At 32.0% G+C, this 19,460-nt stretch carries 21 protein-coding genes and 1 riboswitch; of the genes, 14 read left to right on the top strand and 7 right to left on the bottom strand.

Going from position 1 to position 19,460, the window contains the following annotated elements:
* Nucleotides 1–227 precede the first annotated feature (227 nt).
* From ACJDU8_RS00335 to ACJDU8_RS00320, 4 genes are all read left to right on the top strand, one after another.
* Entirely contained in the window at nucleotides 228–1,700 is a 1,473-nt protein-coding gene (locus ACJDU8_RS00335; RefSeq protein WP_406790165.1) for a nitrogenase component 1, read from the top strand.
* Nucleotides 1,693–3,051, top strand: a complete 1,359-nt coding sequence (locus ACJDU8_RS00330) for a nitrogenase component 1 (RefSeq protein ID WP_406790164.1) — start codon at nucleotides 1,693–1,695, stop codon at nucleotides 3,049–3,051. Before ACJDU8_RS00335 ends, ACJDU8_RS00330 begins: the two co-directional genes overlap by 8 nt.
* Nucleotides 3,052–3,163: 112 nt before the next feature.
* Nucleotides 3,164–4,705, top strand: coding sequence for a nitrogenase component 1 (locus ACJDU8_RS00325; protein ID WP_406790163.1), 1,542 nt, complete (start codon nucleotides 3,164–3,166; stop codon nucleotides 4,703–4,705).
* Nucleotides 4,706–4,734: 29 nt separating this feature from the next.
* Nucleotides 4,735–6,102 carry a nitrogenase component 1 gene (locus ACJDU8_RS00320; protein ID WP_406790162.1) on the top strand — a complete coding sequence of 456 codons (1,368 nt, stop codon included), beginning with the start codon at nucleotides 4,735–4,737 and terminating at the stop codon, nucleotides 6,100–6,102.
* 104 nt (nucleotides 6,103–6,206) lie between these two features.
* On the opposite strand, the gene ACJDU8_RS00315 is transcribed toward ACJDU8_RS00320, so the two are convergent.
* Genes ACJDU8_RS00315 through ACJDU8_RS00300 form a run of 4 tightly spaced genes read right to left on the bottom strand, consistent with a single transcriptional unit; the run spans nucleotide 6,207 to nucleotide 9,136 of the window.
* Nucleotides 6,207–6,641, bottom strand: coding sequence for a hypothetical protein (locus ACJDU8_RS00315; protein ID WP_406790161.1), 435 nt, complete (start codon nucleotides 6,639–6,641; stop codon nucleotides 6,207–6,209).
* 12 nt (nucleotides 6,642–6,653) lie between these two features.
* Entirely contained in the window at nucleotides 6,654–7,202 is a 549-nt protein-coding gene (locus tag ACJDU8_RS00310; protein ID WP_406790160.1) for a LytTR family DNA-binding domain-containing protein, read from the bottom strand.
* Between the two features lie 18 nt (nucleotides 7,203–7,220).
* Nucleotides 7,221–7,751 carry a hypothetical protein gene (locus ACJDU8_RS00305; RefSeq protein WP_406790159.1) on the bottom strand — a complete coding sequence of 177 codons (531 nt, stop codon included), beginning with the start codon at nucleotides 7,749–7,751 and terminating at the stop codon, nucleotides 7,221–7,223.
* Nucleotides 7,751–9,136, bottom strand: coding sequence for an NAD(P)H-dependent oxidoreductase (locus tag ACJDU8_RS00300; RefSeq protein WP_406790158.1), 1,386 nt, complete (start codon nucleotides 9,134–9,136; stop codon nucleotides 7,751–7,753). The genes ACJDU8_RS00305 and ACJDU8_RS00300 overlap by 1 nt, the downstream gene beginning before the upstream one ends.
* A 350-nt stretch (nucleotides 9,137–9,486) precedes the next feature.
* On the opposite strand from ACJDU8_RS00300, the gene ACJDU8_RS00295 reads away from it, so the two are divergent.
* The 7 genes from ACJDU8_RS00295 to ACJDU8_RS00265 all read left to right on the top strand — a co-directional run bounded on the left by ACJDU8_RS00295 (nucleotide 9,487) and on the right by ACJDU8_RS00265 (nucleotide 15,390).
* Nucleotides 9,487–10,476, top strand: coding sequence for a 5-oxoprolinase subunit B family protein (locus ACJDU8_RS00295; RefSeq protein WP_073537555.1), 990 nt, complete (start codon nucleotides 9,487–9,489; stop codon nucleotides 10,474–10,476).
* Nucleotides 10,477–10,501: 25 nt separating this feature from the next.
* Complete coding sequence (locus ACJDU8_RS00290; protein ID WP_406790157.1) at nucleotides 10,502–11,485, top strand: 5-oxoprolinase subunit C family protein; 984 nt, start codon at nucleotides 10,502–10,504, stop codon at nucleotides 11,483–11,485.
* Between the two features lie 34 nt (nucleotides 11,486–11,519).
* On the top strand, nucleotides 11,520–11,738 hold the full coding sequence (locus ACJDU8_RS00285) for an acyl-CoA carboxylase biotin carboxyl carrier protein subunit (protein WP_406790156.1): 219 nt from the start codon (nucleotides 11,520–11,522) through the stop codon (nucleotides 11,736–11,738).
* A 13-nt stretch (nucleotides 11,739–11,751) separates the two neighbouring features.
* The gene (locus tag ACJDU8_RS00280) at nucleotides 11,752–13,116 is read left to right on the top strand and encodes an acetyl-CoA carboxylase biotin carboxylase subunit (RefSeq protein WP_406790155.1); all 1,365 of its coding nucleotides are present in this window, start codon (nucleotides 11,752–11,754) and stop codon (nucleotides 13,114–13,116) included.
* Between the two features lie 2 nt (nucleotides 13,117–13,118).
* Nucleotides 13,119–13,880, top strand: a complete 762-nt coding sequence (locus ACJDU8_RS00275; protein ID WP_406790154.1) for a 5-oxoprolinase subunit PxpA — start codon at nucleotides 13,119–13,121, stop codon at nucleotides 13,878–13,880.
* Nucleotides 13,881–13,892: 12 nt separating this feature from the next.
* Entirely contained in the window at nucleotides 13,893–14,396 is a 504-nt protein-coding gene (locus ACJDU8_RS00270) for a DUF1097 domain-containing protein (protein ID WP_406790153.1), read from the top strand.
* A 166-nt stretch (nucleotides 14,397–14,562) separates the two neighbouring features.
* A complete protein-coding gene (locus ACJDU8_RS00265; RefSeq protein ID WP_406790152.1) occupies nucleotides 14,563–15,390 on the top strand; it encodes an alpha/beta hydrolase in 828 nt (275 codons plus the stop codon).
* Between the two features lie 20 nt (nucleotides 15,391–15,410).
* On the opposite strand, the gene ACJDU8_RS00260 is transcribed toward ACJDU8_RS00265, so the two are convergent.
* The 3 genes from ACJDU8_RS00260 to ACJDU8_RS00250 form a co-directional block, all read right to left on the bottom strand.
* Complete coding sequence (locus tag ACJDU8_RS00260) at nucleotides 15,411–15,671, bottom strand: hypothetical protein (protein ID WP_406790151.1); 261 nt, start codon at nucleotides 15,669–15,671, stop codon at nucleotides 15,411–15,413.
* 63 nt (nucleotides 15,672–15,734) lie between these two features.
* Complete coding sequence (locus ACJDU8_RS00255; RefSeq protein ID WP_406790150.1) at nucleotides 15,735–16,106, bottom strand: SHOCT-like domain-containing protein; 372 nt, start codon at nucleotides 16,104–16,106, stop codon at nucleotides 15,735–15,737.
* 22 nt (nucleotides 16,107–16,128) lie between these two features.
* Nucleotides 16,129–16,494: a DUF2089 domain-containing protein gene (locus tag ACJDU8_RS00250; RefSeq protein WP_406790149.1), complete on the bottom strand. Its 366-nt coding sequence runs from the start codon at nucleotides 16,492–16,494 to the stop codon at nucleotides 16,129–16,131.
* A 445-nt stretch (nucleotides 16,495–16,939) separates the two neighbouring features.
* Here ACJDU8_RS00250 and ACJDU8_RS00245 point away from each other — a divergent pair, with 445 nt between their 5' ends.
* The 3 genes from ACJDU8_RS00245 to ACJDU8_RS00235 all read left to right on the top strand — a co-directional run bounded on the left by ACJDU8_RS00245 (nucleotide 16,940) and on the right by ACJDU8_RS00235 (nucleotide 19,411).
* Nucleotides 16,940–18,091, top strand: a complete 1,152-nt coding sequence (locus ACJDU8_RS00245) for a methyl-accepting chemotaxis protein (protein ID WP_406790148.1) — start codon at nucleotides 16,940–16,942, stop codon at nucleotides 18,089–18,091.
* Between the two features lie 67 nt (nucleotides 18,092–18,158).
* A riboswitch (SAM riboswitch) is annotated at nucleotides 18,159–18,276 on the top strand.
* A gap of 299 nt (nucleotides 18,277–18,575) precedes the next feature.
* Nucleotides 18,576–18,797: a YdbC family protein gene (locus ACJDU8_RS00240; RefSeq protein WP_406790147.1), complete on the top strand. Its 222-nt coding sequence runs from the start codon at nucleotides 18,576–18,578 to the stop codon at nucleotides 18,795–18,797.
* Between the two features lie 41 nt (nucleotides 18,798–18,838).
* Nucleotides 18,839–19,411, top strand: coding sequence for a beta-class carbonic anhydrase (locus ACJDU8_RS00235; RefSeq protein ID WP_406790146.1), 573 nt, complete (start codon nucleotides 18,839–18,841; stop codon nucleotides 19,409–19,411).
* Nucleotides 19,412–19,460: the final 49 nt, after the last annotated feature.

Here is a 19,460-nt window from a genome sequence, read left to right as displayed (position 1 = left end):
AAATCGCTGCCCGCAGGTCAGGGGTTCGATTTTTAAAATACATAATTTCTAAACATGCAAATTGATAATAATCTAACTGGAAAACCAGAGGACAAATATTCTTTATTGAATGATGTTCTCTTTTTTTATTTATCTAACTTATTTTTCTATGAAAATTAAATGCTTAAATAAGAGACTTTGAATTAGTACTTAACAATGTGTTTAACAAAATAAAAGAGGTGATATAAATGGCAATCAATCTGAAATTACCAGAACTAGCTGTAAGAGAGCAGAGATTAGGAGCAATTATATCTTATGATGGCTCTGCACAAGATATTTATGAAAAATCTCTTCATCGTAGTTTAAAACCACAGGAAAGGAGATTTAGCCAGTGCGCAGGTTGTTCATCTTCTTGTGCTTTTGGAATTATGGCAAATATTATTGGAGCTGTAATTATAAATCATGCACCTATTGGATGTGCATCAGATTTTGCTCAAGCACAGGACAATGTAAGAAGAGGTGCTGCCTTGAGAGGAATAAATATTGAAAATTTTAAGGCTATTAGTACGAATCTTCAGGAAAAAGATACTATCTATGGAGGTGATGCTAAATTAAGAGAAGCTGTATTACTTGCAAAAGAGAGATTTAATCCCAAGATCATATTTGTAAGTGCTTCTTGTGCTTCAGGAATTATTGGAGAAGATATTGAAAGTTTAGCAGAGGAGTTAGGAGAAGAAACTGGTATTAAAATTGTACCTGTATACTGCGAAGGCTTTAAATCTAAAGTTTGGACAACTGGTTTTGATGTGGCTGGACACGCTATATTAAGAAATTTAGTTAAGAAGTCTAGTAAAAAAACTAATCATGTAAATATTATTAACTTCCAAGGGGCTCACGTATTTGATGATTTATTAGGAAAGCTTGATTTAATACCAAGATATTTATTCCCGTTTTCTACCTTTGAAGAAATTGAGAAAACATCAGATGCAATAGCAACAGCTAATATATGTGAAACTTTAGGTTCTTATGTGTCAGCAGCTTTAGAAAGTGAATTTGATGTACCAGAAGTTAGGGCACCTATTCCAACAGGTTTAAAATGGACTGATGAATGGTTGAGAGAAATAGGTAGATTGGTAAATAAGGAAGAAAGAGCTGAGGAAATAATAAAGGAAGAACATGAGAGAATACGCCCAAGATTAGAAGAGCTTAGAGAAAAGTTAAAGGGAAAGAAAATATATATTATGGCAGGAGATTCAATTGTTCAAAGCTATGTAAGTGTTGCCGATTCCTTAGGACTTGAGGTAATAGGAGCTTTAGGTTTTCACCATGATCAAGTCTATGATAATGATTATCAGGAAATTAATACAGTAGGTAATATGTTAAAGCATATTGGAGATGTTGGAAATTATTGTGTAACTAATAAGCAGCCTTATCAATTTACAAATATATTGAAGAAATTGAATCCTGATTTTGTACTTGCAAGGCATCCAGCCATTGCAGTAATAGTTAATAAATTAGGATTCCCAGCTTTCCATTTAGCTGATCCTAACATGATAATAGGCTATGATGGGATAATTGATTTAGGAGAAAGAGTTTATGAATGCATAAGGACAAAAAAACATATTGATACCTTAGCTAAGCATTTTGAGTCACCATATACAGATTGGTGGTTAGAACAAGATCCATTTACATTTGAAAGGGGAGGAAAAGAGCTTGAGTAACGTAATTGAACAACCAAGATATACTTGTGCAATAGGAGCGCAGCATACTGTCCTTGCCATAAAAGGGGCAGTACCAGTTTTACATTGTGGACCTGGCTGCAGCAATAAAGTTGCAATAGCTTTAGCAACATCAGCAGGTTATCAAGGAGAAAGTGACTTTGGAGGAAGTCACATACCTTCTACTAATTCGTCAGAAAAGGATATAGTTTTTGGTGGAGAGAAGAAACTTGATGAAACGATTGATGGTGCATTACAGGTGCTTAAGGGTGAATTATTTGTGGTTTTAACAGGTTGTACAGCGGATATAGTTGGAGATGATGTTGCTTCTATAGCTGCTAAATATCGAAGGGAAGGAAAACCCGTTGTTAATGCAGAAACCGCAGGCTTTAAAGGGACTAACTATTTAGGGCATGAACTTGTCATAGAAAGTATAATTGAACAATATATAGGGGATGTTAAGCCAAAGATTAGAAAGGGCTTAGTAAATGTATTTTCAGTAGTTCCAAATCAAGATCCATTTTGGAGAGGTGATTTAAAGGAAATAAAGAGAATTTTAATTGCCATAGGTTTAGAGGTAAATATACTTTTTGGTTATGAGAGTAAAGGCGTTGAGGAATGGAGAGACATTCCAAATGCAGAATTTAATTTAGTGTTAAACCCATGGGTTGGATTGAAGGCAGCTAAACTTCTTGAAGCTAAATATGGAACTAAACTGCTTCATTATCCAGAATTGCCTGTAGGAGCAGCTGCAACTAGCAAGTTTTTAAGAACTGTTTCCGAGTTTGCAAATCTTGATAAAGATAGGGTTGAACAAGTAATAAAAGAAGAGGAGTTTTCATTTTATAAATACTTTTTAGATACGGGAGATTTTTTTGCTGAAGCAAGGGCAGAATTACCTTATGAGTTGTATACAATAGCTGATTCTGCGTATGGAATAGGTGCAAGTAGCTTCTTAATTAATGAAGTAGGATATGTTCCTAAGGGTTCATTCTTAATAGATAATGTCCCAGATAAATATAAGGAGAATATTGTTAATACATTTGAAGGAATTGATGAGGAATATAAAGGGAAGGTGTTTTTTGAAAATGATGGGGGAGCCATAGAGAATAAAATAAGAAAAGATGTAAATGTTCCAAGAAAAACCTTGATTTTAGGAAGTGCCTGGGAAAATAAATTATCTGAAGATTTATATGCACCAGTAGTATATATAAGCAATCCAATTTTTGATAAATTAATAGTAAATAAAACTTATGTTGGTTATAATGGAGGCTTAAATCTTATTGAGGAAATTTACTCTTCTATTTTAAGTGATAAGAATTTCAATCGAAGAGCTAATGCTATAGCTATATAAGGTGACTGTCACCTCGAAATGAAAAATCGCATTATGAAACGAAATAGTACCAATATCTATGAAAATAAGGATAATTTTTATGAAAGTATGAAATGAATGAGGAGGAAACAAAATGAGTAGTAAAAAAATTGATCTTAATAATACAGTTGTAGAAAGCCGTGAACAGCGATTGGGTACTATAATTTCATGGGATGGGAAAGCATCAACTTTATCAACCTTATCAAAAACATTATATTCACGTGAAGAATGCGGATCAAACAGTGGTAATAAAAGTTGTAAGTTATGTGAACTTAATGGCCCTTTTACTCAAGGGACTAGCTGTACTATGCAAATGGTCGAATGTCAAGCAGGTCATGTACGTGATGCAGTTTTAATTCAACACTCACCTATAGGGTGTTCTGCTGGGCAAGGAGGAAACAATTCTATATTTCGAAATGGACTGGCAATGCGAAACTTACCTGTAGAAAATATCCGTATAATTTCTACTAATTTGCAAGAAAATGATATGATATTCGGAGGAGTTGACAAATTAGCTCAGTCTATACAAGATGCATGGGACCGCTATCATCCAAAGGCAATCTTTATAGGTAATTCTTGTGCAACTGGTATTATTGGAGATGATATAGATAGTGTAGCTTCTGAATTTGAAAAAAAGCTAAAAATCCCAGTTGTCGCCATGCACTGTGAAGGATTTAAATCTAAACATTGGAGTACTGGATTTGATGTGTCTCAACACGGAATTTTACGACAAATTGTACGTAAAAAATCTAAAAAGAAGCAAGATGATCTAGTTAATGTGATTAATCTTTGGGGCTCCGATGTATTTACTCCAATGTTGAAAGAATTGGGCCTTAGAGTTAATTATGCGGTAGATTTGGCTTCTGTAGATGAGTTGGCACAACTTTCTGAGGCCGCGGCAACAGTAGGTTTCTGTTATACATTGTCTTCTTATATAGCAGCAGCTTTGGAACAGGAATTTGGTGTTCCGGGAATTAAAGCACCACAACCCTATGGATTTTCAGGAACGGATGCATGGATTCGTGAATTGACAAGAGTTACTCATCGTGAGAAAGAAGGTGAAGCTTATATAGCAAAGGAACATGCAAGAGTAATGCCGCGTGTTAAAGAATTGAGAAAATTACTTAAGGGTAAAAAAGGATATGTTGCAACGGGTTCTGCATATTCTCACGGATTGATAGCTGTACTTAAAGAACTTGAAATTGAAGTAGATGGTTCTCTAGTATTTCATCATGATCCTATTTATGACAGCGGGGATAAAAGGCAGAATTCTCTTGCTCATCTAGTTGATAATTATGGAGATGTACCTGCTTTTAGTGTAAGCAATCATCAGCAATATCAATTTTACGGATTGTTAAAAAGAGTAAATCCAGATTTTATTCTCATAAGACATGGCGGATTAGCACCATTAGCTACGCGTTTAGGTATTCCAGCAGCTCCACTTGGTGATGAAAACAGCGTTATAGGATATCAGGGAATTATTAATTTAGGAGAAGCCATTTTAGATATTCTTTCTTTTAAGAAATTACACCGTTCTGTAGCTGTTCATGCCAGATTACCATATAAAAAATGGTGGTTAAATCAAAAAGATCCCTATATACTGGCAAAAGAGCCTAATCTGGCGCTAAAAAAGTAAAATATAAGTTTAAAAGGGGAAAGTGGAATATGTCAATAAATAAGATTACAGATAAAAGTATATCAAAGTTACATTTAAAAAAGACTAATTCTATCAGCCAAGCTCGCTATACTTGTTCTATTGGAGCCATGAACAGTGCCGCTGCAATACCAAGAGTCATTCCAATCACTCATTGTGGTGCAGGCTGTGTGTCTAATCAACAAAGTAATATTGGATCCGGTTATCAAGGTAGTTCATATGGCGGTGGATCAGTTATACCAAGTGTCAATTTTACGGAGAATGAAGTAGTATTTGGAGGTGAAAAGAAATTAAGAGAATTAATTGAAGCATCATTGAAAATTTTGGATGCAGATTTATTTGTTGTACTTACGGGTTGTGTTTCAGATCTTATAGGAGAAGATGTGGGATCTGTAGTTAAAGAGTTTCAAGACAAAGGAGTTCCAATTGTATATGCTGAAACTGGTGGATTTAAAGGGAATAATTTCAAAGGACATGAAGTAGTTACTAGAGCCATTATAGATCAGTATGTAGGATATTATGGCGGTGAGCGTAATCAAGGATCTGTTAATGTTTGGTCATTACTCCCCTATCAAAATATTTTCTGGCGTGGTGACTTTACTGAAATTAAGAGAATTTTAGAAGGTATTGGACTTAAGGTGAATATACTTTTTGGCAATGGATCAAAAGGGATTTCCGAATGGGACAATATACCTAAGGCTCAGTTTAATTTAGTGCTTTCACCATGGCTGGGTCTGGAAACAGCTAAACATCTTCAAAAAAAATATGGCCAGCCATTTTTACACATTCCGGTAGTTCCTATTGGTGCTGAAGAAACCAGTAGTTTTTTACGTAAAGTAGTTGATTTTGCTGGCCTCAATAGTAAAAAAGCTGAAAGATTTATCAAGAAAGAAGAAGAGATTTATTATCAATATTTGGAGGAATTTTCAGATTTTTATTCTGAGTATTGGTGGGGTTTACCGGCTAAGTTTGCAGTAATTGGTGATAGTGCTTACAATCTAGCATTAACTAAATTTTTGACAAATCAACTGGGACTAGTTCCAAGAAAACAGATTATTACAGAAAACCCACCAGAAGAATATCATGAAGTAATTCAGGAACAGTATAAAAATATCGCAGAAGATGTTTCTACAGATGTTGAATTTGAGGAAGATGGATATATAATTCAAGAAAAAATTAGAAATACGGATTTTGGTCATAAACCTCCAATTATTTTTGGCACTAGCTGGGAACAAGATATTGCAAAAGCTTTAAAAACATTTGTAGTTGAGGTAGGTTTTCCGTCATATAATGAATTGGTAATTACTCGTTCATATGTGGGATATCGTGGAGCATTTAATTTGTTGGAAAAAATTTATACTGAAGTTGTAAAGCGTTAGGTAGATTAAACATGGAGAGCATAGATAAAGTGAATTAAAAAGAAAAAATAGTGTAAAAATAGGGGGTATCGCAATAAAAATATCCCCTATATGTAACATATTCATTAGGATTTTCTTTTCAATTGCTGTTTTTTATTTTTCAGTTTTAAATTTAAATCCAAACATCTTTTATAGGAACAGTAACAAAAACTCATTCCAAGGAGTTCTGCTGATATTAAAATTGGTATCAATTGTATCGAGGATATAGCATTATTATAAGCTAAATAATAGTAAAAGGATGGCATATAGGAAATAGCTCCTATTATTATAAACACTGATATAAATGCTAGCTTTACATCTTTTTGTTTTATGGCAAATATATATATGAAAACAAACCTGGAAATTGTTCCAATAACTCCTCCAATTATGGAAGACATAATTAATATAGTTAAAGCTTCACTGTTTATGTTTACAGCTGTTACTTGAACCATACCTACAAATAATCCTATAAACATGGATATTGATAAATTAAATAAAAAATCTTTTAAATTTCCTTTCATGTTTAGCTCACCTCAAAATCCAAGAAATTTTTTAAAATCATTTAAATATTTTCGTGTAACATAAATCTCCTCATCTATATCAATGATTTTTAATATAAGCTTACTATTAAACCATGAAATAATACGATCTACTTTCACTATGTTTACAATAAAACATTTGCTCACTCTTATGAATTCCTTATTTTCTAACTTTTTCTCCAATTCATAGAGTTTTTCTTTTACCTTGTATTTTTTATCTTTTGTCTTACAAAATACATTGTTTCCTACAGATTCGAAATAATAAATGTTATCATAAGTGAGTACTTTGAGTTCATCTTCTTCACATCTTCCTGTTATTATATTTTTAATTTCTTCCTTACTGGCGGTGCTTTGATCTAAATAGTCCATTAAAAGGTTTAGAGTGCTCATATCAAAATATATGCCTATTTTACCTGCTTCTAAATCAAATCCTTTTTCAATAATGCACACTTTGGACTCTTTACTGATTGTTATTTTACGGTTAGTAAGAACTTCCTCTAATATTCTTTTTATGTTCTCTGAGCAAATTAAATCCATCTCCATATAAAACCCTCTTCTATTTTAAGCTTCTGGAAGTAATCCTGGGATTATAATAGACAATGCAATTCCCAAGACTATTAATATATTTATAACTATAACAGTAATAGTATTATGAGTTGTTAATTCTATAATAGCATTGATTAAGTAGATAGTCGTCCATATCTTTGTTATCAAAACATTAACTTCTATAAATAAGGGAGATTCTCCAAAGTCTTTTTTGTATCCACTTTTAGCTTCATACATAGTATAAGGCTTTTTTATCATAATAGAGATAAATCCCATTAAACCCAATATTATATAAGAAGTTAAATATCTATACTCAACAATAAGGTCCATTTGAAAATAAAAATATAATATATTGGATGTGATGAAGTATACTAGTAACACACAAGACATAATTCCTATATTCTTATTCATTACATTTTTTATAAATAATATTACAATAGAACCTAAACCTAAAATAAGTCCTAGTTCATTTGAGAGGCTCCAGAGAAATATTAAAGGCATAAAGCCCAGTGTTACATTTAAACTTGCTTTTAAGCTGTTACCCATTACTTAGTACCTATTTTTTGAAGAACTTTTTTATGGCCCGTAATCATATGATCAACCATATTTCTCTGGACTTCTTTTCTGAATCTTTCTTTTCCCATAAAGTATCTCATAACTTTCACCTGCATTTTTTGTTTAAAGGATATTTTTTTTATCAGTCCATTTTTCTTATAGTACTTATAATCAGCTGTAAATATGGCTCCTAAGTGGCCTTCTATGGCATCGGAAAACAATTTTCTTGAAGCTACGCCCAAAAAGGTTTCGGATTTAAAATAATTTTTTTCACAGTAGTTCACACTCATTTTAGCAAAGGTATATATTTGATTATCTATAATATCATTGTTTTCACTTTCATCAGTGACAAATCCAATTAAATTTCTATCTTCTCCAGTATATAACTCTAATATTTGTCTTAAATTTTGGTGTTCACTTAATTTCCCTGAAATAATATAGCCTATTTGTTTACCCTTTAAGAAAGGAATATGGGTGTAGCAAAAGCTTCTATCATAATAAAGTTTAAAACGTGAGGATAAATACCTATCTTTTATAGTGCCGGCAAAAATAATTATATCTCCATTTTTAATAATATAATCTAAAAATTTTCGGTAACCATCCTTGTGGTGGTAAACACATATATTTTCTTGGGCGCAGCTGCAGCAGCCTAAACAAGGACCTTTTATATCTATCTGATGAAGATTAAATACTTCTACTGAATTTTGTAAATAGCTTTTATATTTATTAATCATTTCATTAAGATTACTATCTTTTTTTTGGGCATCTGTTAAAATAATTATTTTTTTAGTAGTATGAATAAACTTATCTGTTTTACCTGGATTATATTTAAATGTGCTTTCACTTAAGGTGTTAAATAACTTATTAGTAATTAAACCTTCATCAACGTAGGTAAGTAAATTTTCAAAGAATAACTTAAGTTCCTGCCTTCTATTTTCTTTTGTTAAATCCTGCATTTCATGGGATAGATATTCTACATAGTTCATGCCCAAATCCTCACATATTGCCCTCATGTAATTATGTGCATGAATATCTGCATAATGAATAGAAGTAGAGAATACACTGGTATATTTTGCTGAAAAATAACCTGTTAAATTATTTTCAAATATTAATTCAATAAACCTTTTATAATGAGAAGGTACCAGGGCATAATATAGTGGAAAAGCCCATATGACAGCATCTGCTTCTCCAATTTTTTTACATAAAGTTTCTAATCCTTCCTTGGATTGCTCATATTTTTTTATATCTTTTATAGTGTGGATATACTCAAATTGACGATTTTCATAATTCTGTTCTAGATATTTCATTGATTGCATTGTAACGCTTTTTTGTGATTTTGGACTTCCATTTAAGACAATTATCTTCAAAAACAACACCTCCTGATCTTTACAATTTTATTTTATTGAATTACCCAAATTAAAACTATAGATTTCTTTTAACATGCAATATTTAATGGATAAGATGCATCCATGGATAAATTAGGATGCTCATTTGTAATAATAGGATAAATAAATTCACATACAATTGTTCAATTTGAACATATACACTAAATTCACAGTGTGATATTATGTATCTAAATTTATTATTGAATTAATAATAAATAGCATGTTTATTAGTAAAAATAATAATTATAAAACAGTAATATTAACAATGTTATTTTGTACATCATAACGTAAAATGTGTACATAAAGAATTATAAAAAATTATGTAAAAGGAGGATAAACAAATGGCAAAAAGTAAATATGAAGTAATTTTATCCACCCTGCCTGAGACAAAAAATAGAGTAGAGGTACTTTTCAGGCAGGCGGGTGATGGTTTTATCCAAATTGAATATGGCAGGGAACAACGGGCAGATATATTGGATTCTTTTAGAATGCTTGCTGTAGATGAATTGATAAAAGGGAAAAATATAAAGGGGCTTATTGAAACCCTTCCTGGTATCAGAACAAATATGATACATTTTGATCCTGTGGAAATTCCAGCGGAAAAAATAATCGATGAAATAAAAGATGCAGAGGATTCCATAACGAGTATAGAGGATATGGTAATTGATTCAAGGATTATACACCTGCCTATTGCATTTGAGGATAGTGAAACAAAAAAAGCAGTGGAAAAGTATGAAAAGGAGGTTAGACCTAAAGCTCCAAATGTAATTAATGGCTATAATCTTGAGTACATGGCCATGTGTAATGGAATTTCAGTGGATGAGATTAAGAAAACATTGCTAAATACCTATTGGTATAACAGCGGTTGTGGATTTTGGCCTGGAGGTGGATTTTTCTGGGCCATGGATCCAAGGTGTGCCATTGTAGTTCCAAAGTATAACCCACCTAGAATTTGGACACCAGAGGGAGCAGTGGGAATTGGGGGACCATGTGTATTTACCTATACTACTCCTACTGGAGGAGGGTATCAACTCTTTGGAAGAACTATACCTACATTTCAGCTTAGCATGAAGCATCCTCAATTTAAGGAAAGTCCATTCTTATATAGGCCTTCAGGAGACAGAATTAAATTTTATGAAATTACAGAGAAAGAATTGTTGAACATATATGATCACGTCCACAATAAAACCGATTATAAATACGAAATTGAAGATGGTGAAATAATTGTTAAGGATTACCTTGAATTTTTAAAAAGAGACGATGTTGTAAAAGGCACTGAAGAATTTCAAAAGAAACAAGAAGAAGGTACAAAAAAAGCCCCTAGGCTTTAAATATTATAAAGTGAGGTGAGTAAAAATGATAAAAATACAAAATGGAGGAATAGAAGCTATTGTTGAGGATTGGCCGGGAAGATTAGGCTATATGGGACTTGGAATGGCAGCGGCAGGTGCTATGGATAATTTGGCACTTCAACTAGGAAATTTAATTGTGGGAAATAAAATAGGTGAAGCAGGAATAGAAGTTGCAGGAGGGTACTTTCAAGCGCAGTTTGAAGAGGATATGGTTATAGCTGTTACCGGTACGGATATGAATCCTACTATAAATGATGAAAAAATTAAGTTATGGGAATCTTTTAAAGTAAATAAAGGTGATGTATTAAAATTTTCTCACTTTGGCGAATTTGGATTCAGATGTTATATATGTGTTGCCGGAGGGGTTGACGTTCCAGAATATTTAGGAAGCAAATCTACCTGTGTTTTTGGTTCTTATGGAGGCTTTGAAGGTAGACGGCTAGTCCCTGGGGATAAAATCAAAGTTGGAAAACCACTGGGTGAACTTAGCAGCCTGGAAGGACGAAAGCTAAAATCAGAAATAATTCCAGAGTATTCAAGAATATGGGAATTAAGAGCTATTCCAGGAATGAATTCAGTGCCGGATTATGTAACAGAAGAAGGTATGGATTATTTATTCAGTAATGAATTTAAAATTTCCTATAGTTCGAATCGTTCTGCATATAGAATTTCAGAGATACCATCTTACTTTTTCTCAAGAGAGGACGGTGGAAAAGGTGGAAGTCATCCTTCAAATATTGTTGATCATGGATATAATATGCGAGGCGCTATAAATATATGTGGAAATACTCCAATTATTTTAATTGCAGATGGTCCAACCCTTGGAGGATATATATGTGTTGCAAATATAATTAATGCAGATTTGTGGAAAATAGGACAGGGCACCCCATCTAGAGATTACATAAAGTTAGTTTATTGTACTAGAGATGAAGCTGTGCAAGCAAGAATAGACAGAAGTAAGATGCTTACAGAAGATTCACTATTATAAAATAAAAAAATAGATGTTTTTAGGAGGAATATATATGGAAAAGAAAGTATGTGCTCATATGCCTGGACTTGTTGCCCGTGTAGTGGTTAATGAAGGAGATAAGGTTACAAAAAATCAGGAAGTTGCCGTGTTAAATTGCATGAAAGTAGAAATACCTGTATGTGCCAGTGATGATGGTGTAGTAAAAGGTATTCTAGCAAAAGAGTGGGATGAAATGGAAATAGGAACTCCTATGGTAATATTGGAGGTTTAATGGGGGGAGATTTATGTTTAAGAAACTTCTTATAGCAAATAGAGGAGAAATTGTAAATAGAATAATAAATACTTGCGAAAAAATGGGTATAAAAACTGTAGTTATATATTCCGAAGCGGATAAAAATGCCACGTATATAAGGAGGGCAGATGAAGCCTATAATATTGGACCGGCTAATCCAATGAAAAGTTATCTAAATATTGATGAAATAGTTAAAGTGCTAAAAATATCAAATGCGGATGCAGTTCATCCCGGGTATGGTTTTCTGTCGGAGAACAGTTCCTTTGCAAATGTTATTTCAGAACTTGGTGCAAGCTGGATTGGACCATCTCCTAAAATACTTGAGGAAATAGAATCCAAATGTTATTGCAGAGAAATTGCCAATGATGTGGGGGTACCTGTAGTTCCAGGTTCTGATAAGCTTGTAAGTAGCGTTGATGAAATATTAGATATAGCAAATTCTATAGGGTATCCTATTCTTTTAAAATTGGATAAGGGCGGCGGAGGAAAGGGAATAGAAATTGCTGAAAATGGCAATGACATAAAAAATATATTTGAACGTCTTTGTCGAGTTGGAACTCTTGCCTTTGCATCTTCTGACTGCTATGTAGAAAAAGCTATAAAAAATCCAAGGCATATTGAAATACAATTTATCATGGACCAATTTGGAAAATGTGTGTGTCTAGGTGAAAGAGAATGTTCTATTCAAAGAAGATACCAAAAAATTATTGAAGAATCTCCTTCGCCTGTTGTGATACAAGAAGATAGAGAAAGACTATATGATTATACTAAAAAATTAGCATCTAAAATGCAATACAAAGGCGCAGGTACAATGGAATTTATAAGGGATGAAAGTGGAAAGTTCTATTTTATTGAAGTAAATGCAAGGCTTCAAGTAGAACATCCTGTAAGTGAGTTTGTAACAGGGATGGATATAGTAGAAAATCAAATCAGGATTGCCTGTGGAGAAAAGATTGATTTTACTCAAGATGATATAAAGCTTAATGGCCATTCTATTGAATGTAGAGTATATGCAGAAGATCCCGTAAAATTTATACCTTCTCCAGGAACAATTCAGGACATAAATTTTCCAACTATTGATTCTAAGTATTTAAGAATTGAGCATGCACTTGAAAAAGGAAGCGTAGTTCCCCCCTATTATGATCCAATGCTGGCTAAGGTAATTTCGTGGGGACAAAATAGAGATGAGGCCATTAAAATATTAGTACAAGCTCTAAATGATTTCAAAGTTGAAGGTATTAAAACAAATATATCTGTAAATTTAAATATATTAAAAAATCAGAAGTATATTTCAGGTGATTTTGATACTTCATTCATATCTAGTATGAATGCGGTTGAGTCTACGGTGGAGGTATGATTATGAAAATAGATATAAATGTTGATATGGGAGAAAGTTTTGGCAGATACACATTAGGCAGTGATGAGGAAGTTATGAAATATATAACCTCCGCTAATATAGCTGCGGGATTCCATGCAGGAGATTCTTTAGTAATGGAAAAGACAATACAATTTGCTAAAAAATACAATGTTGCAGTTGGTGCACATGTGGGGCTTAATGACAAACAGGGTTTTGGCAGAAGAGAAATTAATTTGACTCCAGAAGAATTGAGGGCAGATGTCATCTATCAACTGGGGGCTTTAGATGGTTTTTTAAAAGTAAATAATTTAAAGATGCAGCATATTAAGCCTCATGGAATATTGTATCGTATGGTTTCTGAATATGAGAAATATGTGGATTGTTTTTTAGATACAGTTAAAGAATATAATCCAGAGCTTTATGTTGTACTTCCCGAAAATACCATTGCCTTTGGAAGGGGAAAGCAAAAAGAACTTAAAATGGTTTCAGAAATGCTGGTTGATTTAGATTATGATGATTCTGGTAATTGGGTACTTGAGAGAACTAAAAAAGCTCGCTCTCCTAAAGAAGTTGCAGAGAGGGCACTTATGGTAGCTAAAGATAAGAAAATTGAAACCGTAACTGGCAAGCTTATAAAGGCTGATGCAATAACAGTATGTGTCCATGGCGATTCTCCCAATGCTGTTGAAGTAGTAAAGGAGATTAAAGAAGTGTTGATATCAAATGGCGTAGAATTAAGTAGTATATCAAATATATATGTTTAAAGGAGGAAGTATATGAAGGCAAAAATTCCCATAGAAATTGTAGTTGCTGTACTTGCTGCTCTTTCCTGTTTAGTTTCATTGCCTGGACTAGGATTTCCAGTATGGGCACTGTTTATAGGATGGGCCTGGTATTTTGCTTTAGGTGCAACCCCCTCTACTATGAAGAGTATATATCCTTCAATGTTACCAGGGGCCTTGCTGGCAGTACTTTGCATATTCCTTATTAATGGCTTTGGAAAGAGTATGCCATCAATGCCGGCAATGATGATAGCAGTACTTATAACTGTATTTTTACTTATGGTTTGTTTGAAAATTCCTTATACCAATTGTTCCCTGTCTGCATTTAATGCATATTCAACTACATTTGCAGTATTTTATGGAGGATTCTTTCCTAAAACAGGAGTAGCGAGCCATGATATTTTAATGGCATTAGTTTGGGCATTAATTGGTAATGGACTGGGTCCTATTTTCGGATATTTAAGTATAGTTTTTACTATGCCAGCTAAAGATGAATGATGAACATTGTATAGTAGTTCCGTAATATTGAATTAGTCCTTAATTTAAACCGGTAGTTTTATCTTTGAATTTCCGGTTTGAATTTTGCCTCTATATTAATTTTAAAAAACAATTTGAAGTAAAATTAAATTTTTTGTATAATTAACTTTAGGAGAAAGTGATATATATGGTAAATCATTTAGAAGATAAATTCAATACATTTGATAGTACAGAATTATTTTATACTAAAGATACATTACATTCTGCAAAGGCAGTAATTGTAATAGTACATGGACTTTGCGAACATTCAGGAAGATATGATTATTTTACAAAGAGATTAAATAATTTTGGTTATACAGTCTACAGGTTCGATAACAGAGGTCATGGAAAATCTGGAGGAGAAAGAGGTTATGTAGAAAATTTTGAAGATTTTTTTGAAGATGCAGATAAAGTAGTAAATATGGCTTTAGAAGAAAACAAAGAGTTACCTGTATTTATGTTTGGGCATAGTATGGGAGGATTTATTACCGCAGGTTATGGAATGAAATATAAAAATAAATTAAAAGGCCAAATATTATCAGGAGCTGCAGTTATAGAGCCTTCTGCTTTTAAAAGTCTGAAAAAAGAAAACTATTTTGAAAAGCATCCAAGAGAGAAATCACCTAATCTTCTGGCTAAACTTATGTGTAGAGATAAGGCTGTAGCTGAAGACTATAACAATGACCCTCTTGTACTTAGAGAAACTAATATAAAACTTTTAGGAGAAGCATTTATAAAGGGCTCTAGGTGGATTGGTGAAAATGTCAAGAAGTATGAGTATCCATGTCTTATTCTTCACGGAGAAAAGGACAAAATAGTTAAAAAAGAAGAGTCTAGATGGTTGTTTGACAATATAAGTTCAAAAGATAAATCCATAAAAATATATCCTGAATGCTATCATGAAATATTAAGTGAAAAAGATGAAAAAGAAGGTATTATACAGGATATAAATAAATGGATTGAAGAAAGAATCTAAGGAGATCTTTATAAATTATCTTAAATAATTATTGTTACCTCCGTTTGATCCTTGGATTTTATTTCTACTATTTTTAATCCTTTATAATTTTTTAATACATCAAAGCTTGTTTTAAGTTCTCTGAAGTTAATACAATCAATATATTGTCTTTGATTTTCAGGGATAAATCTTCTAGCAGCCGATACTCCAAAGCTGCCTAAGCTCAGAGCTGCTTTTATAAGTCCTATTGGTGCTGGTATTTTAAAACTTTTCCCATTATTAAGTCTTATATAAATCCTCAACCTTATCCTTCCCTTCATTTAACATGTAAAGCAGCATAAAATATCTTAATACTAAGCTGAATTTTATTCTATAGAAACTTCAACTATGTCTCCATTTCCGCTTTTTACGTCTACTATCTTTCCTTCAAGCCCTGAATCAATGGCTTCCATAATCATTTTTATATCTATTCCATCCTGATCTGAAACTCCTGGTATTTTGATATTATTAATGGCATTTCCTAGGGCCTTTAAAAACTTAACCGGGATATTTACATTTACGGTATCCTTTGTAGCTGACAGCACTCTGACTTTAAGCATTTTATCCAGATTATTAGATGTAGATAATTGTTTTACATTGTCAGGCTTGTTAAGGGCTTCAATAAGTTCTGTAGCTTTATCCGAATCAATTTTTTCCTCTTCAACCATTTTCAAAATTCTTTTAATGTCTTCTTTCATTTTAAATACATCCTTTCAAATTTTAATGTTCTTTTATCATGTTTATGGCTTGCTCAGCAGATATTTCACCTTTTTCCAGCATATCGATTATTTCCTTATTACTTGATGTAGGTTTTTTTGCTACGGTATAGCCAAGGGCAGAGACAACTTCATCTAATTTAGCTCTTACAGTTGGATAGGATATACCAAGTTCTTTTTCCACATCTTTAATATTACCTCTGCACTTTAAAAAAACTTCCATAAAGTTGAGATGTTCTTCTTCTAAATACTCAAATTTAGAAAATTCAAAGTTATTTTCAATAACAGTACCACATTTATTACATCTAAGTTTAATTACGTTTAATTTTGAATTACATATGGGACATTTGCTTATCACTCTATAGCTCATAATAGTTCTCTCCTTTTCTATATTTTTATTATAATATGAAGGAAAGAATAAATCAATAATAAAATTAATTATTTTAACTTTATTATTGATATAAATTAAATTTATTAAAATAAAAATTAAATATTTAAATTTGGGTTTTGATAAATTAATATGGAGTTATCTTTGTAACAAAAATGAAAAAACTCAATATCATATTCCTAAAATAAATATAATCATAATTTTTTATGCGTTTATATTGTCAAAAAAGGTTGAAATATGGTAATTACAATAGTAAAATATATAAGTAATGGCATGAATGTTTGCTTAGTACCATATATTGTCGAGCATTACAAAAAAGTAGAATGCTAATTTAAAAAAGGAGATGGATGTTAGTAAATATACTAAAATATTACCGTGCTATTAACCGGGGAAAATTTAAATGTAGTTTAAAAAAGGAGATGGTTCTATGGTGTCAATAAAAGCGTTGAAATATCTGAAAGATTTATGTGAATTACAATCAGATATAATTACAGGAGGTATTTTATATTTAATTACAGAAGGAGATATATTTACATGGAGAAAATCATCCAAAGATTTTGATTTGAACCTTTTTCATATTGGTGAAAAAATCGATATTAATAGTGTGGTGGGTAAAGCAATAAAAGAAAATAAAACAATATTTGAAAATATTCCACGTTCTCTTTACGGGACAAGACTTAGCACAATTGCAGAGCCACTGGTTAATTGTGAAGGGATTGCTGTAGGTGCTTTTTCTATTGTAATTCCTAAAATTCACCCTGTAGCAAAAGCATTTATGGATTTTGCACCAATTATAGCAGAAATGTTCCCTGAAGGTTCGTGTTTTATCTTAACGGATCTTAATAAAATTGTTAGTATTCAATCTTCAAAGAAATTTAAAATGCCACTTCTGAAAATAGGAGATCAACTTAAAGAAGATTTTATTACAGCAAAGGTAATAAATTCAAAACAACCAAGAGTAGAGGAAGTGGATAGTTCAGTTTATGGTGTGCCTGTGTTGGTAACAGGATATCCTTTATTTGATGAAGAAAACTCTTATGAAATTGTTGCTACTTTATGTATAGTTATTCCAAAGCAAGCTGCTTCTAATTTACGTAATATGTCAAGTAATTTAGAAAATAGTCTCACAGGCATATCTGCTGCTATTCAGGAATTGGCAGCATCGGCATCTAGTATACATACAAATGAACAACAACTTAATCATGAGATTAAAGAAGTAATAAATCTGTCAGAAGAAATTAATGAAATATCTCATTTTATAAAGAAAGTTGCTGATGAAACAAAAATGCTTGGATTGAATGCAGCTATTGAGGCAGCTAGAGCGGGAGAAGCCGGTAAGGGCTTTGGGGTGGTTGCAAAGGAAATAAGGAGACTATCTGATCAATCAAAAGGGACAGTACCTAGAATCAAAAAATTGACTGATAATATTAAAATAAAAGTTAGTGAATCAAGTAAAAAAAGTCAAAGTTCATTATCTTCAAGTCAGGAGCAAGCTGCTGCTACAGAAGAAATTGCGGCAAGTATAGAAGAAATAACTTCAATGTCGGAAGAGTTAAATAAGATTGCACTTGAACTTTAAAGTTTAATAAAACATCATATGTGTTTCCTCTGATTATATTAGGTTTTTGAAAATTTAATATTATATACTCTTATCGAGAGAGGTGGAGGGACTAGCTCAATGAAGCCTGACAACCAGCATTAGTTTTTAGATGTATCGGTGTCAATTCCTACAGAGTGGTTTTGTGATATTCTGGAAGATAATAAAAGTAGTGTTTTTTTATAAAATAATATAATTTATTAGTTTGAGTATAAAGTGTATTTGATTTTTAAATAAGACAGCATTTATTGTTTGTCCCAAAGTATTTTATAGTGGATTAAGTGAAAGGAAAATTTGCTATATTTCAATTTTATATTTATGTCAAGTATAGCGTTGTATTTTTTACCATGAAATCCATAACTTTAGCATATTTAGTATTTAAAATATAATTTTAAGTTTGTAAGTGGTCTGTATTTAGTATAATATTATTTATAATATATTTTAACAAATATAGGAGGTTTGCAGTATGGCAGATATAAAATATGAGATAAAGGAAACTATAGGATGCATTTCAGAATCACCAAAGGGCTGGAAAAAAGAACTGAACTTAATAAGCTGGAATAATAATGCTCCTAAATTTGATATTAGAGATTGGTCACCTGAACATACAAAAATGGGTAAGGGCATTACTTTAACAAATGAAGAATTAAAAAAGTTAAGAGATGTATTAAATGAGATGAAATTATAGAAGACAATAAAGTAGTTTAAAATTTTTGGGAGGAATGGGTTATGAATAAATTGCAAGAAATACTGGATTATAATAAATATTTTGTGGAAAATAAAGAATATGATAAATATGAAACATCAAAGGAACCAGATAAGAAGTTGGTGATTTTATCATGTATGGATACTAGACTAACAGAACTTCTTCCAAAGGCACTGAATCTTAAAAATGGAGATGTAAAACTTATTAAGAATGCGGGTGCTTCTATAATGCATCCCTTTGGCAGTATAATAAGAAGTATTGTAGTTGCTGTATATGAATTTCATGCAGATGAAGTTTTAGTAATTGGTCATTATGATTGTGGCATGAGTAACTTAAATGTAGATAAAATTTTGAAAAAGGCAGTAGAACGAGGTATTTCTCCAGATGTAATAACAACTTTATGTAATGCGGGTATTGATATAAAGGAATGGTTGCATGGATTTAACTCTGTAGAGGAATCTATCAAGGAAAGTGTGGAATCCATAAAAAACCACCCTTTAATCCCTGGGGACATAAAAGTTCATGGTTTAATAATGGATCCTAAAACAGGAAAGTTAGAGATTATTGTTAATGGATATGAAGAAAGTATAAGGTAATATTATATCTAAGTTGCTTAAAGTCATTTAGTATATTCTCCTTGTTAAA

The organism is Candidatus Clostridium eludens (genome assembly GCF_045310515.1).
Lineage (GTDB): Bacteria > Bacillota > Clostridia > Clostridiales > Clostridiaceae > Clostridium_B > Clostridium_B eludens.
This window is presented reverse-complemented; position numbering and strand designations above follow the sequence as displayed.

Excerpts from the sequence above, each read along its gene's own strand:
- ACJDU8_RS00255 (WP_406790150.1), bottom strand. The coding sequence starts at position 16,106 with ATGAAAGAAGACATTAAAAGAATTTTGAAAATGGTTGAAGAGGAAAAA.
- ACJDU8_RS00270 (WP_406790153.1), top strand. The coding sequence starts at position 13,893 with ATGAAGGCAAAAATTCCCATAGAAATTGTAGTTGCTGTACTTGCTGCT.
- ACJDU8_RS00250 (WP_406790149.1), bottom strand. The coding sequence starts at position 16,494 with ATGAGCTATAGAGTGATAAGCAAATGTCCCATATGTAATTCAAAATTA.
- ACJDU8_RS00310 (WP_406790160.1), bottom strand. The coding sequence starts at position 7,202 with ATGGAGATGGATTTAATTTGCTCAGAGAACATAAAAAGAATATTAGAG.
- ACJDU8_RS00335 (WP_406790165.1), top strand. The coding sequence starts at position 228 with ATGGCAATCAATCTGAAATTACCAGAACTAGCTGTAAGAGAGCAGAGA.
- ACJDU8_RS00290 (WP_406790157.1), top strand. The coding sequence starts at position 10,502 with ATGATAAAAATACAAAATGGAGGAATAGAAGCTATTGTTGAGGATTGG.
- ACJDU8_RS00305 (WP_406790159.1), bottom strand. The coding sequence starts at position 7,751 with ATGGGTAACAGCTTAAAAGCAAGTTTAAATGTAACACTGGGCTTTATG.
- ACJDU8_RS00320 (WP_406790162.1), top strand. The coding sequence starts at position 4,735 with ATGTCAATAAATAAGATTACAGATAAAAGTATATCAAAGTTACATTTA.
- ACJDU8_RS00240 (WP_406790147.1), top strand. The coding sequence starts at position 18,576 with ATGGCAGATATAAAATATGAGATAAAGGAAACTATAGGATGCATTTCA.
- ACJDU8_RS00325 (WP_406790163.1), top strand. The coding sequence starts at position 3,164 with ATGAGTAGTAAAAAAATTGATCTTAATAATACAGTTGTAGAAAGCCGT.
- ACJDU8_RS00295 (WP_073537555.1), top strand. The coding sequence starts at position 9,487 with ATGGCAAAAAGTAAATATGAAGTAATTTTATCCACCCTGCCTGAGACA.
- ACJDU8_RS00245 (WP_406790148.1), top strand. The coding sequence starts at position 16,940 with ATGGTGTCAATAAAAGCGTTGAAATATCTGAAAGATTTATGTGAATTA.
- ACJDU8_RS00285 (WP_406790156.1), top strand. The coding sequence starts at position 11,520 with ATGGAAAAGAAAGTATGTGCTCATATGCCTGGACTTGTTGCCCGTGTA.
- ACJDU8_RS00315 (WP_406790161.1), bottom strand. The coding sequence starts at position 6,641 with ATGAAAGGAAATTTAAAAGATTTTTTATTTAATTTATCAATATCCATG.
- ACJDU8_RS00235 (WP_406790146.1), top strand. The coding sequence starts at position 18,839 with ATGAATAAATTGCAAGAAATACTGGATTATAATAAATATTTTGTGGAA.
- ACJDU8_RS00275 (WP_406790154.1), top strand. The coding sequence starts at position 13,119 with ATGAAAATAGATATAAATGTTGATATGGGAGAAAGTTTTGGCAGATAC.
- ACJDU8_RS00265 (WP_406790152.1), top strand. The coding sequence starts at position 14,563 with ATGGTAAATCATTTAGAAGATAAATTCAATACATTTGATAGTACAGAA.
- ACJDU8_RS00280 (WP_406790155.1), top strand. The coding sequence starts at position 11,752 with ATGTTTAAGAAACTTCTTATAGCAAATAGAGGAGAAATTGTAAATAGA.